Source organism: Paramagnetospirillum magneticum AMB-1 (assembly GCF_000009985.1).
Taxonomy (GTDB): domain Bacteria; phylum Pseudomonadota; class Alphaproteobacteria; order Rhodospirillales; family Magnetospirillaceae; genus Phaeospirillum; species Phaeospirillum magneticum.
Genome location: NC_007626.1, coordinates 1,973,674 through 1,988,733, shown reverse-complemented (window position 1 = coordinate 1,988,733; position 15,060 = coordinate 1,973,674). Strand labels below are relative to the sequence as shown.

General features: G+C 66.1%; 10 protein-coding genes. 6 read left to right on the top strand and 4 right to left on the bottom strand.

All coding sequences use genetic code 11. The annotated features are described in order from the left end of the window. Positions 1-296 precede the first annotated feature (296 nt). Entirely contained in the window at positions 297-1,874 is a 1,578-nt protein-coding gene (locus tag AMB_RS09335; protein ID WP_011384250.1) for a sensor histidine kinase, read from the bottom strand. After that, positions 1,871-2,560, bottom strand: a complete 690-nt coding sequence (locus tag AMB_RS09330) for a response regulator transcription factor (protein WP_043744029.1) — start codon at positions 2,558-2,560, stop codon at positions 1,871-1,873. Before AMB_RS09330 ends, AMB_RS09335 begins: the two co-directional genes overlap by 4 nt. A gap of 131 nt (positions 2,561-2,691) precedes the next feature. Between AMB_RS09330 and creD the strand changes: the two genes are divergently transcribed. From creD to AMB_RS09305, 5 genes are all read left to right on the top strand, one after another. Then, positions 2,692-4,056 carry a cell envelope integrity protein CreD gene (gene creD / locus AMB_RS09325; RefSeq protein ID WP_011384248.1) on the top strand — a complete coding sequence of 455 codons (1,365 nt, stop codon included), beginning with the start codon at positions 2,692-2,694 and terminating at the stop codon, positions 4,054-4,056. After that, the gene (locus AMB_RS09320) at positions 4,053-5,258 is read left to right on the top strand and encodes a glycoside hydrolase family 3 N-terminal domain-containing protein (RefSeq protein WP_011384247.1); all 1,206 of its coding nucleotides are present in this window, start codon (positions 4,053-4,055) and stop codon (positions 5,256-5,258) included. Before creD ends, AMB_RS09320 begins: the two co-directional genes overlap by 4 nt. Before the next feature lie 95 nt (positions 5,259-5,353). Next, positions 5,354-10,105: a response regulator gene (locus AMB_RS09315; RefSeq protein ID WP_043744027.1), complete on the top strand. Its 4,752-nt coding sequence runs from the start codon at positions 5,354-5,356 to the stop codon at positions 10,103-10,105. Positions 10,106-10,115: 10 nt separating this feature from the next. Next, complete coding sequence (locus tag AMB_RS09310; protein WP_043744025.1) at positions 10,116-11,294, top strand: response regulator; 1,179 nt, start codon at positions 10,116-10,118, stop codon at positions 11,292-11,294. Continuing rightward, positions 11,294-12,403 (top strand): response regulator, encoded by a 1,110-nt coding sequence (locus AMB_RS09305; protein WP_011384244.1) that lies wholly within the window; start codon positions 11,294-11,296, stop codon positions 12,401-12,403. Before AMB_RS09310 ends, AMB_RS09305 begins: the two co-directional genes overlap by 1 nt. Positions 12,404-12,499: 96 nt before the next feature. Here the strand turns inward: AMB_RS09305 and AMB_RS09300 are convergent, their stop codons facing one another. Beyond that, the gene (locus tag AMB_RS09300; RefSeq protein ID WP_011384243.1) at positions 12,500-13,000 is read right to left on the bottom strand and encodes a rubrerythrin family protein; all 501 of its coding nucleotides are present in this window, start codon (positions 12,998-13,000) and stop codon (positions 12,500-12,502) included. Between the two features lie 164 nt (positions 13,001-13,164). Here AMB_RS09300 and AMB_RS09295 point away from each other — a divergent pair, with 164 nt between their 5' ends. Beyond that, positions 13,165-13,638, top strand: a complete 474-nt coding sequence (locus tag AMB_RS09295; protein ID WP_043744021.1) for a carboxymuconolactone decarboxylase family protein — start codon at positions 13,165-13,167, stop codon at positions 13,636-13,638. Between the two features lie 155 nt (positions 13,639-13,793). On the opposite strand, the gene AMB_RS09290 is transcribed toward AMB_RS09295, so the two are convergent. Continuing rightward, positions 13,794-15,002 carry an MFS transporter gene (locus AMB_RS09290; RefSeq protein WP_148207365.1) on the bottom strand — a complete coding sequence of 403 codons (1,209 nt, stop codon included), beginning with the start codon at positions 15,000-15,002 and terminating at the stop codon, positions 13,794-13,796. Positions 15,003-15,060 lie beyond the last annotated feature (58 nt).

Below are 15,060 nucleotides of genomic sequence, written 5' to 3'. Positions count from 1 at the left end.
CCAGTCTTTTATCTAGTGGTTTTATGGTTTTTTACGCCCGGCATGGCTGCTGCCGCCGATCTTCACAGGGAACTCCACTCTCCCGCCGGGCCGGTCCCGGTGCTGCGGGGAGTGTCGCGTGAGGTAGCCAAGAGCGGGATCTTAGACATCATCGGCCGCTCCGGAGCCGGAAAGGGCACCCCGGCACGCCGTATCAGTCCGCTGAAACGTCCGACGAAGAGCAACGTCACCTCAGGCGCGCCCCGTGCCGTCCCTGGACGGGGCGGCCCTGTGGGCGCCGGTCGACCACAGGTTGCCTACACGCTCGGCAATCGGATCTCGAACCTGGCGCCCCGCTCGGACGGCCGCAGCGCGATGGCCCCGCCATGGGCTGTCACCAGGCTCCGCACGATGGATAGGCCCAGGCCGGTCCCTCCTTCTTTTCGCGCCGTGGTGAAGAAAGGAGTGAACACCCGTCCGGCATTGGCCGGGGAAATGCCGGGACCATCATCGGCGAGGATCAGGACCACCTCGTCATCGTCGCGCCGCAAGGCCAGCGTGACGCGACTTCCGGGACCGCCGTGACGGCAGGCGTTGTCCAACAGGTTGCCGAACACGGTTTCCATGGCTTCGGCACCCATGCGCACCATCATGTCGCCATCGGCCATGATTTCGATCGTCAACCCCGCTCTTTCCGCCAATCCGGCGATGACGGCCAAGGGGCGGCAACAGCCGTCCTGTCCGGCCGGCATGACATCGGCGCGGGCGAGATCGAGAAGGCGCTGGACCAGCCGGGACAGCCGGGACGCCTCGGATTCCAGATTGTCGAGAAACCGTTCGCGGTCCTCGGGCGTCATGTCCGTCAGGTGCTCGCGCAGCAATTCCACCGTTCCGGTAATGGTGGCAAGCGGGGTCTTGAATTCATGCGACACATGGGCGGCGAAGTCCCGGATGTAGTCGGCCCGCCGCTCCTGAGTCGCCGCCATCCGGGTGATGGCTTCGGAAAGCTCCGCCACTTCCCGGACCACCGGATGGGTCGGAGGAGGCATGCCGTCGCGCTCGCCCTCGGCCACGCGCTTAGCCCATCCGGTTACCGCCTTCAGGGGGCGGGCAATGGTCAGGGTTCCCACCAGCGCCAGGAGGGCGACCGCCGCCAGCAGAGCGAGCCCCAGCCCCAGGAGGTCCGGCCGTTTGTCCGCCAGCACCTCCCCGACGCTGCGCGGCGTGCGCGACGCCACCACCACGCCGATGACCCGCCGGTCCTCGATCACCGGCAAGGCGACCACGACGCGCACGGCGCTGCCATGGCCGAACAGGGATCGGCTGACCGCGACGGCACCTTTGACGCGCCGGCGCAGGACGCTGACCGGTTCTCCGGCCAGAGCACGGCGCACCTCGTCACGGGAAGAAAGCGACAGGCCCAGCTCCTCGCGCGTGGTCGCCACCACGATGCCGTTGCGGTCCAGGACCCGGACCCCCGCCAGGGTCTCGAACTGCACCTCGCGCAGGATGGGAGAGAGCGGCAGGCCCGCCTTCCACGCGGCCTCATCCGGGGCCGCCGCGGGCGGCTCGCCATCCGGGGGCGGCGGCAAGGCCTCGTCTTGGGCAAGGTCGAGACCGGCGGTCCGCGGCAGCCACGGCTCGTCATATCCCGGCCTTCTGGTCAGACTCGAATCGAGGGGCGGGCCAAGGACGGAGGCCTCGCCACCGGCGGCCCGCCACAGGCTGCGATACTGGGCGGCGATGGTGACGCCCTGAGCGATCAGTTCGGCCTCGGTCTGGCGGACCAGGGCGCTCTCGTAGAGACGCAAGCCCCATAATCCGCCAATCGGCAACACCAGGATCGCCAAATTCATCAGCATCAGGACGGTGCCGATGGAGGGGCGGCGCTTCATCGGCACGATGACAGCTTGTAGCCCAGGCCGTGCACGGTCTCGACCGGCCCGCCGCCGGCGGCCTGGAACTTGGCACGCACCCGCCGCACGTGGCTGTCGATGGTGCGATCGCTGACGTAATGGTCCAGGGCGTAGGCGCCATCCATCAATCCGTCGCGGCTGAAGACCTTGCCCGGGCGTTCGGCCAGAGTCCGCAGGATAGAGAACTCGGTCACCGTCAGCACCACCTCGGCCTCGTCCCAGAAAGCGCGAAATCCCTCGAGATCAAGGCGCAGGCGGCCACACCGCAACTCCGTCTTCGCGATGGCGTCCGGCGACTGATCCGGTTGCATCCGGCGCAGCACCGCCTTGACGCGGGCCACCAGTTCGCGCGGAGAGAACGGCTTGCCCACATAATCGTCGCCGCCCAGTTCCAGCCCCAGCACCCGGTCGATCTCGTCATCACGCGACGAGAGAAAGATGATGGGGACCCGGCTATGACGGCGCAGCCGCCGACAGACCTCGGTGCCATCCATTTCCGGCATCATGATGTCGAGAACGATCAGGTCCGGAGCCTCGGCCTCGGCCCGCTCCAACGCCTCGACCCCGTTCTCCGCCTCGACCACGGCCAAGCCTTCCCGCCGCAGGGCGAAGCGGACCATGTCGCGGATATGAGGGTCGTCGTCGACCAGAAGAATCTTTTGCATGGACGGATGCTAACGCAACGCCTGCACAAATTCTGCACCGACTTTCCCCGTCGGTTGCATGGGGGCGTCATCGCCAGGGCACAGGGCCATGACAGGGTGGCCACCATTCCATTGCCTCCGGAGAGCCCGTCATGACCGACAATCCGTTTCCTCCCCCCAACCCGGCCAATCCCTGGACCAGCCCCACCCGCAAGATCGGCATGATCGCGGCCCTTCTCGTGGCCTCCCTGATTCCCGGCTGGATGATCTCCAGCCTCGTCGCCGAACGGGAATCCCGCCAAATGGAGATGTCGCGGGACTTCGCGCAAAGCTGGGGGCCGGAGCAGACCCTGACCACGCCGGTCCTGGTGGTCCCCTATAAGCCGGCGGCGGACCAGCCGCGCCATTATCTCAAGATTCCGTCGAGCCAGGTGACGGTGACCGCGAGGCTATCCCCCGAGACCCGCAAGCGCGGCCTATTCAGTGCCACCGTCTACAGCGCCTCCGTCGAGATGCAGGGAAGCTTCCGCATTCCGCATCAGGTCAGGCTGGCCGCGTCCATGGTGAACGGCTCGGCCGGGCTGTTGTGGCAGGAAAGCTTCATCATCCTGGGAAGCTCGAAATTGGCCGGGATGAGTTCCGCCAGCCTGGTGGTGGGAAGTGACCAGCGGATCGCCTGGCAAAATTGCTGGGAAATCTCCGCCACGGACGAGGATTGCAAGGGCTCTGAAAGCCTGCTGGGCAAGCTCTCGCTGGCGTCGCCGCCAGGGGCGGGAACCACCCTTCCCTTCCACATCGCGGCCAATGTTCGCGGCACCCAGTCATTGTCGCTGCTCTCCCAGGCCCAGGCCCTGTCCGTGACCATGTCGGCACCGTGGCAGACTCCCAGCTTCTCGGGCAGCACCCTCCCCCTGTCGTCAAGCCTGTCCGAGGCCGGATTCGAGGCTCAGTGGCAGGCGGTGAATTACGGCGCGCCGCAATCTTGGAGTTCCCGTCAATTCGCCGATCCCGGCCCGTCTTCGGCCACCAGGATCAAGGTCGATCTCCTCGACCCCACCCCCGCCTACCGGATGATCCACCGGGCATCCAAATACGATGCGCTGTTCCTGGCGTTGTCCTTCGCCACCTATTTCCTGTTCGAGGCCCTGGCCAAGAAAAGGATTCATCTGGTGCAGTACGGGCTGATGGGGCTGTCAGTGACGCTGTTTCCCCTGCTGCTGCTGTCCATCGCCGAGCCGCTTGGCTATGACCGGGGCTTCCTGCTCGGGGCACTGCTCGTCCTGACCCAGGCGTCGCTCTATACCGGTGCCGTGGCAAGGCGGTTTCGCGAGACGGCGCTGTTCGCCGCCATGCTGGCCCTGCTGTTCGGCTTCATCTACGTGCTTCTCAGCCTGGAGACCTATTCCCTGCTGGCCGGTTCGCTGGCGCTGTTCGCGGTGCTGTCGCTGGTGATGCTGCTGACGCGGCGGATCGACTGGTCCAGTTGGAATACCCCGGGCAAGGGGACCGCCCCGTGAGGGAGCGCATTTCGATCGGAATGCTTTGGGCCGGCGGCATCCTGCTGCCGGTCCTGGGCTTCAATCTCCACAACCCGTATCTGACGCTGGTCCGGGGCTGGGCCTTGCCCCTCCTCGTCATCGTCGAGCTGGCGGCTTTGGCCTGGATCGCGCGGCGGGGACGAGACCGTCATCTGGCGCTTCTGTGGTGCGCCGCCCTGGCCGCCACGCTGGCCGGAGAGGGAAAGTTCCAATGGGACAAGCGATGGGTGCTGGCCCAATCCGGGGCGCAAGCGCACGACCTGGGCCGGCATTTCGTCGTGGGCTATCGGCGCTACGAGGATGTGGAAGCCTTGGCCGCGAAAGGACTGATCGGCGGAATCTTCGTCACCCGGCACAATCTGGCCGGACGGACCGCCGACGAGTTCCGGCGCGAGATCGCCGCCCTGCAGGCCGTCCGGCGAAACAATGGGCTGCCGCCCCTGCTGGTGGCGACCGATCAGGAAGGCGGCATCGTCTCCCATCTGTCGCCGCCCTTGCCGCCCATGCCGTCCCTGGCCGAACTGGCATCACTGCCCTTGGACCAGCGCGTCGAGGCCGCCCGACTCTACGGAGAGCGCCAGGGCCTGGAACTGGCGCGGCTGGGCGTGACCGTCAATTTCGCCCCGGTCGCCGACATTCGGCGGGAGGGGCCGAGAAATCGCCTGGACTTCCACAGCCTGATCGCCCGACGGGCCATTTCCCATGACCCCGAGATCGTCGGCCAGATCGCCACAGCCTATTCAACGGGATTGCTTCGGGCGGGAATTGTTCCGACCGTGAAGCACTTTCCCGGCCTTGGCCGGGTCCGCGAGGACACCCACCATTTTCAGGCCAGCCTCGCGGCGAGCGAGGACGACTTGGAGGCAACCGACTGGCGCCCCTTCCGACAAGTCCTCTCCGACACGCCCGCCCTGCTGATGGTCGGCCATGTCCGCCTCGCCGCCATCGACCCCGACCGGCCGGCCTCCCATTCCCGAGCCGTGATCCATGGGATCATCCGGAAGAAATGGGGCTTCACGGGCCGGGTGATCACCGACGACCTGACCATGCCTCCGGTCTATCACGGCGGCCTTTGCATCGCGGTAACCGAGGCACTCGACGCGGGGGTCGACCTGCTGCTGATTTCCTTCGACGGACAGCAGATATACCGCGCCCTGGCATGTGCCATGAAGGCCCGATGAACCCGGGCGCCCCTCACATCACGCTTTCCCAAGGCCATACGACAGATTACCTTGCTGGTAATGAGGCAGGCCTCATGGTCCGAAGGTGGGGTTGCATGACCGACCAGGCTCCGACGCCCCAACGATCCGAACAGCCGAGGGCCGGAAGGACGTCCATTCGCAACAGCCTGCTGGTGCGGGCGTTCTTCATCGTGGTTATCGCCCTGGGGGTCTTTGCCGCCTCCACCTATTGGCTGATCGTCGCGCCGACCATAGACCGCCTTGCGGATACCCAGATGCGGCAGACGGCGGGCGAACTGGAGGCTCGGGTCCGGCGCCTGCTGGCCACCGTGGAAATCACGCTCAACACCAGCCGCCACTGGGGCATGAACGGCAGCCTGGACCTGGACCAGCTTCAGCGCTTCAACGAGTTCTTCTTTCCCATCATCGAGAACCATCCCGAGATCTCCTCGGTCATTCTCGCCCATGAATCGGGGCGGGAAATTCTGTTGCTGCTGACGCCCGACGGCAAGTGGGTCAACCGCCTCAGTGATCCCGACAAGCGCGGCAAGGCCACCACCTGGATCACCTGGAGCGCCGGACGGGTGATGGAGAAGACCGAGGTGCTGGAGCGCGATTACGACGCCCGCCAGCGCCCCTGGTTCAAGGGCGCCCTGGCCATGGCGAGGGACGATGACATCCACTGGACGGCGCCCTACATCTTCTTCACCACCAAGGAACCGGGCATCACCGCCGCCAGCCGCTGGACCGCCGCCGACGGAAGCCGCTACGTGATCGGTCACGACGTCAAGTTGCTGGATCTCTCCCACTTCACCCGCCAAGTCAAAGCCGGCCCCAACGGCATGGGGATGCTTCTGGACGACCAGGGACAACTGGTCGGCGTCCCGCGCATGCCACGCTTCGACAGCGACGACGAGATCAAGAAGGCGGTGCTGAAGCCCCTGGCCGACCAGAACCTGCCGGCCCTGGTCGAGGGATGGAGGCTCTGGAACGACCTGGGGCGGCCGGATGGCAGCCTGAACCCCATGCGCATCGACGGCGACGTCTGGTTCTCCCATTTCAGCCGCATGGCCATCGGCTCGAACCCCATCTGGCTGGGCGTCATTGCACCGCGCCATGATTTCATTCCCGTGGGCCGCGAGCAGATCATCCTGCTGATCCTGCTGATCCTGGCCTCCCTGGCCATGGCGGCGCTGGTCACCCTGCCCATGGCGCGCCGCTTTGCGGCGCCGCTGGAAGCCCTGGCCCAGGAGAGTATCCGTATCGGCCGTCTGGATCTGGCCCGCCCGGTGAATGTCGCCTCCGACCTGGGGGAAATCCAGGAGTTATCCGCCGCCCAGGAAGCCATGCGCGAGGCGCTGCTGTCGTCCACCACCCGCCTGGAGGAAGCCAACACCACCCTGGAGGCCCGGGTGCTGGAACGTACGGAGGAGCTTGAACATTCGAAGAGCACCGCCGAATGGTCCCGCCAGTTGATGCGCGACATGGCCGATTCCCTGCCCTGTGCCGCCTTCCGCTTCGAGGTGGCGCCAAGCGGCGACCAAAGCTTCCGCTTCATCAGCGCCAAGGCCGAGGAGATCTGGGGCTACACCCCCGATGAGTTGATCAATGAGCCGGACCTGCGGTTCTGGCGCATCCATCCCGGCGATCTAGCCAAGGCTCATCAGGCCTTGGAAGAAGCCCTGCTTGAGGGTTCGTCCACCAATCAGCTGTACCGGGTGATGAACCGTCACGGCGAGGCCCGCTGGATCGAGACTCGTGCCATGGCCTCCCGCCTGGCCGACGGCACCCGGGTCTGGAACGGCTACTGGCTGGACGTAACCGAGCGGGAGGAGGCCCTGGCCGCCATGACCGGAGCCATGGAAGAGCAATCGGCCATCTTCCAGTCGGCGGGATTGGGCATCGCGGTCATCCGGGACCGCCACATCGTCCGCTCCAACAAGTCCCTGGCCCAGTTGCTGGGCTACGGCCCGTCGGAGCTGGATGGACAGAGCACCGGGGTCGTCTTCGCCAATGAAGGCGATTTCGAACGCATGGGCCGGGAGGCCTATCCCGCCCTGGCCCAGGGCGAGACCTTCCAGGGCGACTGGGAATACCGCAGGAAGAACGGCACCACCTTCTGGGGCCGGACCTCTGGACGCGCCATCGACAGCGGCGATCTGTCCAAGGGCTCGGTCTGGGTCTGCGACGACATCACCGATCGCCGCAACTGGGAACATCGGCTTCAACAGGCCGAGGAACGCCTGCGCGCCCTGACCAATTCGGTCCCGGCGGCAGTCTTCGAATTGCGCAACGAGGGCGAGGATTTCTGGTTCACCTTCATGGGCCGTCAGGTGCGGGGCATTCTGGGAGTCGGTGCCGACCAGCTGCTGGCCAATGCCGGACGGCTCTACGGCACCGTGCGGGATGGCGACCGGGAGACGCTGGAAAGCGTGATCGAGGGCGCCCTTGAACAGGGCGTCCGCTTCTCCACCCAGTACCGCCTGGACGCGCCGGGCGAGGAGCGCTGGGTCCGCATGGAGGCCGTGCCCATCGTCGCCCAGGCCGGCGGAGGAACCTGGGCCGGCTTCTTTCAGGACGTCTCGGCGGAGAAGCTGGCCGAGGCGGCCCTGACCCGGGCCAAGGAACTGGCGGAGGACGCCACAAGGATGAAGTCGGACTTCCTGGCCAATATGAGCCACGAGATCCGCACCCCCATGAACGCCATCATCGGCATGAGCCATCTGGCGCTGAAAACCGAGCTGACGCCGCGCCAGCACGACTACGTCAAGAAGATCCAGAGCGCCGGCCAGCACCTGCTGGGCATCATCAACGACATCCTGGACTTCTCTAAGATCGAGGCCGGCAAGCTGGCCGTCGAGCACACGGATTTCGAACTGGACAAAGTGCTCGACAACATCGCCAATCTGCTGACCGAGAAGACCCGCGCCAAATCGCTGGAACTGGTGTTCGACATTCCCTCCGAGGTACCGCGAACCCTGGTCGGCGATTCGCTGCGCCTGGGACAGATTCTCATCAACTATGCCAACAATGCGGTGAAGTTCACGGAAAACGGCGAGATCGACATCATCGCCCGCGTCAAGGAGCGCAGCGAGACCGAGGTCCTGCTGTACTTCGCCGTCCGCGACACCGGCATCGGCATTACCGCGGAACAGGCCGCCCGCCTGTTCCAGAGTTTCGAGCAGGCCGACACCTCCACCACCCGCAAATTCGGCGGCACCGGGCTGGGACTAGCCATCTCCAAGCGGCTGGCAGAGCTGATGGGCGGCGAGGTGGGCGTCGAGAGTGAATACGGCAAGGGCAGCACCTTCTGGTTCACCGCCCGCATGGGCATCGGCACCGTGCGCAAGCGGCGATTGCTGCCATCGCCGGACCTGCGCGGCCGCCGGGTCCTGGTGGTGGATGACAACGACAATGCCCGCACCGTGCTGGCCGATCTGATGGCCGGCATGACCTTCCAGGTCACCACCCGGGCCTCCGGCCTGGAGGCGGTGGACGAGGTCAAGCGGGCGGCCATGGCCGGAACCCCCTACGAGATCGTCCTGCTCGACTGGCGCATGCCCGGCATGGACGGCATCGAAACCGCCCACCATCTCATGGCCCTGGGGCTGGACCCGGCGCCCCGCCTGCTGATGGTCACGGCCTATGGCCGCGAGGAAGTGCTGAACCTGATCACCGAGGCCGGCATCGAGGATGTACTGATCAAGCCGGTCAGCGCCTCCATCCTGTTCGACACCATCATGCGCCTGTTCGGCTGCCAACCCGCCGAGCCGCGCGACGTGGACGGCGGCCACTCCTCCTCGGAGATGCACCTGGAGACCATCAGGGGCGCCCGCATTCTGCTGGTGGAAGACAACGACCTCAACCAGCAGGTGGCCACGGAACTGCTTGGCGATGCCGGCTTCCAAGTGGACGTGGCCGATGACGGCGCCATCGCCCTGGCCAAGGTACGGCGGAACGCCTACGACATGGTGCTGATGGACATGCAGATGCCGGTCATGGACGGCGTCGCCGCCACCCGGGAAATCCGGCGGCTCGGCCAGTTCGACCACCTGCCCATCGTCGCCATGACCGCCAATGCCATGCAGCGCGACCGCGATCGCTGTCTGGATGCCGGCATGAACGACTTCATCACCAAGCCCATCGACCCGGACCAATTGTGGGCGGCCCTGCTGCGCTGGATCGCCCCCCGTCATTCCCCGGCGGCGGCCCACGGGGCGAGCGCGCCGTCGGAGACGGGGGAGGAGCACTCCATCCCGCGGATCGACGGCCTTGACACCACCACCGGCCTGCGCCGCGTCCAGGGCAAGACCCGCCTTTACCTCACCTCGCTGCGCAAATTCGCTGCCGGGCGCAAGAGCGTGGCCGGCGACATCCGTGCCGCCCTGGAGGCCGACGACTGGAGTACGGCGGAACGCCTGGCCCACACCACCAAGGGCTTGGCCGGCATGATCGGGGCGGACGAGGTGCAAAGGCGGGCCGCCGACCTGGAAGCCGCCCTTTGCGACAAGTTGTCCCGCCAGGAGGTGGAGGACCTTCTCGACGCCATGGCGGCTCCCCTGGCCGCTCTGATCGCCGCCCTGGACTCGACCCTGCCGCCGGAAGAAACCATCGCGCCGGTCGCCATCGACCGCGCGGCGCTGGACGCGGCTTGCCAGCGTCTGCTCATCCTGCTTGCGGAAGACGACGCCGAGGCCGACGATGTGCTGGAAGCCAATGCCGGCCTGCTGCAAACTGCCTTTCCGGATCATTTTCCCCGCATCCGGGCAGCCATCAAGGATTTCAACTTCGATCAGGCCCTGGCCACCCTGACCGAGGCCGTGCAACGGAACCGTGCCCCCGCCTGAGGAACCCGTGATGGACGCATCTGACGTCATCGAGAGAGCCACCATCCTGGTTGTGGACGACACGCCGGACAATCTGGCGGTGCTGAGCAGCCTGCTCAAGGACGAGTACCGGGTGAAGGTGGCCAGCTCGGGCGAGAAGGCCCTTAAGGTCGCCATGGCCGAAACGTCCCCCGACCTGATCCTGCTGGACATCATGATGCCGGGGCTGGACGGCTACGAGGTCTGCCGGCGCCTCAAGGCCGAACCCAGGACGCACCATATTCCGGTCATCTTCCTGACCGCCAAAGCCGAGGTGGACGCCGAGAAGACGGGGCTGGACCTGGGTGCCGTGGACTACATCACCAAGCCCATCAGCCCGCCCATCGTCCTTGCCCGGGTCAAGACCCACCTGAAACTCAAGGCCACCGCCGATTTTCTCCGCGACAAGAACGACTTTCTGGAACACGAGGTCGCCAAGCGCACCGAGGAGGTGATGGCCATCCAGGACGTCACCATCCTGGCCATGGCGTCCCTGGCCGAAACCCGCGACCTGGAAACCGGCAACCACATCCGCCGCACCCAATTCTATGTCAAGGCCCTGGCCACCCGGCTGCGCACCCATCCCCGCTTCGCCGCCCATCTGGACGACGGCACCATCGATATGCTGTTCAAATCGGCGCCGCTCCACGATATCGGCAAGGTGGGCATTCCCGACCGCATCCTGCTCAAGCCCGGGCGCTTCGTCCCGGAAGAGTTCGAGATCATGAAGACTCACACCACGCTGGGCCGCGAGGCCATCGAACATGCCGAGCACTCCTTGGGAACCAAGGTGGAGTTCCTGACCACCGCCAAGGAAATCGCCTTCGGCCACCAGGAGAAGTGGGACGGCAGCGGCTACCCCCAAGGGCTGGCCGGCGACGACATTCCCCTGTCCGCCCGCCTGATGGCGGTGGCCGACGTTTACGACGCCCTGATCAGCCGGCGTGTCTACAAGGAGGGCATGCCCCACGAAAAGGCGGTGGAAATCATCGTCCAGGGACGGGGCCAGCATTTCGACCCCGATATCGTCGATGCCTTCCTGGCCATCCAGGACGAGTTCCGCGCCATCGCCGACGAGCATTCCGATTCCGATGCGGACCTGAAGCGCAAGAAGGATCTGCTCTCCATTTCGGGAACGGAAATGCCCGCTCACCAGAAGGCGACCTCGTGATGCTGCCTGCGGATTTCATGGACAGGGCCACCATTCTGGTGGTGGACGACAGCCCCGATGACGTCTGGCTGATGAGCGAATTGCTCAAGGCCGATTACCGGGTCAAGGTGGCCAACAGCGGCGAAAGAGGCCTGAAGATCGCCATGGGCAACGAGCGGCCCGACCTGGTCCTGCTCGACGTGATGATGCCCGACATCGACGGCTACGAAGTCTGCCGGCAACTCAAGACCGATTCCCGGACCCACGACATTCCAGTAATCTTCCTGACCAGCAAGACGCGCATGGCCGAGGAGAAGCGTGGCCTGGACATGGGCGCGGTGGACTACATCACCAAGCCGTTCAGCCCCTCCATCGTGCTGGCCCGGGTCAAGGCGCACCTGCGGCTCAAGTCCTCGGCCGACTTCTTGCGCGACCAGAATCGCTTTTTGGAGCGCGAGGTCGCCAAGCGGACCAAGGACGTTACCGCCGTCAAGGACGTCACCATCCTGGCCATGGCCTCCCTGGCCGAGACCCGCGACCTGATGACCGGCAACCATATCCGCCGGACCCAATACTACATGAGCGCCCTGGCCACCGCGCTGCAGGACCACCCCCGCTTCGCCCCTCTGCTGGATGAAGCTGCCATCACCATGCTGTTCAAATCGGCACCGCTGCACGATATCGGCAAGATCGGCATTCCCGACTGTATCTTGCTGAAGCCTGGGCGCCTGACGCCGGAGGAATTCGAGGTCATGAAGACCCACGCCGCCCTCGGCCGCAACGCCATTGAATCCGCCGAACGCTGGCTGGGAACCCGCCTGGAATTCCTGACAATGGCCAAGGAAATCACCCATTACCACCACGAGCGGTGGGACGGCGACGGCTACCCCGAGGGCCTGTCCGGCGACGACATCCCCGTTTCCGCCCGCCTGATGGCCGTCGCCGATGTCTACGACGCATTGATCAGCCGTCGGGTCTACAAGGAGCCCATCCCCCACGCCGAGGCGGTGGACATCATCATCCGGGACAAGGGAGGGCGTTTCGACCCCGATGTGGTCGATGCCTTCGTCGGCATCCAGGACGAGTTCCGAGCCATCGCCCGGCAATATGCCGATAGGCCCACTCCCTGAGCCTCACGGCCGCCTTGTCCGGCGAGTAAAGGAACAAGGCCAGCCATCCCCTGAAGATGACGGGCCTTCCGTTCCGGCGGTGGGGCCGCCCCGTCCTCAGGCGATCTCGGAGAACTTTCCCGCCTTGGCGTGGCAGACCGGGCACTGGTCCGGCACCTCGCCGATCACCGTATGACCACAGATACCACAGACGTGGATGCCGCCCTCGGGCAGGTCGTGACCGGCTTCCACGGCCGCCAGGGCGTCCGTGAACAGGCCGTGGTGGACCTTCTCCACCTCCAGGGCGTGGCGCATGGACAGCAGCGCCATCCGGGCTCCTTCGGCCTCGGCGGTGGCGATGAAGGCCGGATACATCTCCTCGAACTCGTGCTTCTCGCCGGAAATGGCGGCGCGAAGATTCTCGGCCGTGGCCTTGATCCCGCCCATGGCGCGGAGATGGGCGTGGGCGTGAATGGTTTCCGCCGCGGCGACGGCGCGGAACAGCTTGGCGATCTCGGGCAGCCCATCCTTGGCGGCGGCCTCGGCGTAGGCGAGGTATTTCCGATTGGCCTGGCTTTCGCCGGCGAAGGCCTCGGCCAGATTGTCATTGGTCTTCATATATGCCCCCTTGGTCTTCCCCGAGTGGTTCGGGATCAGGGGCGATCCTACCCCAGGGTAATCCCGGCGAGAACATGGATTGCCGGGGCCGCTCCATCACGTCACGTAACATTTCATCGGCCTCCTCCGTCCAATGGGCATTACGTCCAGTACAGGAGAACGCCATGCCCATGACGATGTTGGAAAAGGAACTGGTGGCGCTTGCCATCTCGGTGGCGGCGGGGTGCCGTCCCTGCGTCACCCATCATCTGGTGGAGGTCCGCAAGGCCGGGGCCGACGACGCGGCCATCGAACAGGCGGTAGCCGGCGCCGTCCGGGTGCGCAAGACCGCCACCGAAGGGATGCGCCGCCACGCCCTCGGCCTCGACCCGGTGACGGATGGCTGCGGCTGTGGCGCCGCCGATCCCCTGGCCGAGCTGATCGCTCTGGGAGCGGCGCTGGCGGTCAACTGCACCGCCGGAATCGACCGGCATCTGGCGGCGGCCCGCTCCCTCGGCATTCCCCAGGATCGCCTGGACGAGGTCCTTGGCCTCGCCTCCATGATCCGCTCCAGGGCCATCAGCCACGCCGAGGCCCGGTTGGGCGCCACCGGCCAGGGCAATTGGGGCGAAGCCCCGAAAGCGGCCCGCTGCTGCTGATCCCGGGCGAAAGCAAAAGGGGCGGCATCTTCGGATGCCGCCCCTTCTTTATTGGCAGAACACCAGGCCCGCCAGCAGCAGATCGGCCTGGGGCTGCCGGTAGACGGACCAGGCCAGGGCCAGGACCGCCAGGCCCAGCCCCATTCCGAAGATCCTCACGCCGCCGCCCGGGCGGGCTCGGCCGTCTCTTCGCGGATGGGCAGGTTCAGCAGGGCGGCCAGCAGGCTGAGGCCGATGGCCACTATCCAGGCGCCGTCATAGGAGCCCAGGCGGTCATAGAGAACTCCGCCCAGCCAGCCGCCGAGAAAGGCCCCCAACTGGTGGGCGAGGAAGACCACCCCGCCCAGCATGGACATGTTGCGCACTCCGAACAGGGCGGCGACCGTACCGTTGGTCAGCGGCACGGTGGACAGCCAGACCAGCCCCATGGCGGCCCCGAAGGCATAGGCGCTGGCCTCGCTCACCGGCAGGAAGGCAAAGGCGGCGATGACCACGGCCCGGATCACGTAGAGCCAGGACAGCAGCATGGGCTTGCGCCATTTGGCGCCCCACAGCCCGGCGTAATAGGTGCCGGGAATGTTGAGCAGGCCGATCAGGGCCAGCACGGTGGAGCCGATCCCCGCCGTCAGCCCCTTGTCGGACAGGAAGGCCGGCACATGGGTGGCGATGAACACCACCTGGAAGCCGCAGACGAAGAAACCCAGCGCCAGGAGCTGAAAGCCTCGATGCCCAAGCGCCAGCCGGATGGCCTGACCCGCGCTCATCTCGGCCCCCTGCGACGGAGCGTGCGCCGTCTCCATCAGCGGCACCGCCAGCGGAGCCATGGCCAGGGTCAGAACCGCCATGGCCATCAACGCCCCCGACCAGCCCAGCAGACCGATGCCGCCCAGCGCGCCGGGCAGCATGACGAACTGGCCGAAGGCGGCGCCGCCCATGGCGAGCCCCAGGGCCAGACTGCGCTTTTCCGGGCTGGTGGCGCGGGTCACCGCCCCCAGCACCAGGGGATAGGTGGTCCCCGACAGGCCCAGCCCCACCAGCAATCCGGTACCGAGAATGAAGGCGGTCTCGCCCTGGGGCAGAGCCATCACCAGCAGGCCGACCACATAAAGGGCAGTACCGGCAATAATCATCCGCCCGGCGCCGATGCGGTCGGCCAGCATGCCGGCGAAAGGCTGGGACAGGCCCCAGACCAGATTCTGCAAGGCGATGGCCAGGCCGAAGGATTCGCGGCTCCAGCCACCGGCCTCGGTCACCGGCTGGAGGAACAGGCCGAAGGAGTGACGTACCCCCAGCGAGATGGCCAGGATGGCCGAGGCACAGATGAGGATGGCCAGCGGGCTGTGCCCGGATCGGGATGGGGACATGGTTCTTCTCCGTCTGAGGGTGGTTCGAAGCTTGGGCATGGGAATTTCGAGCGGATCG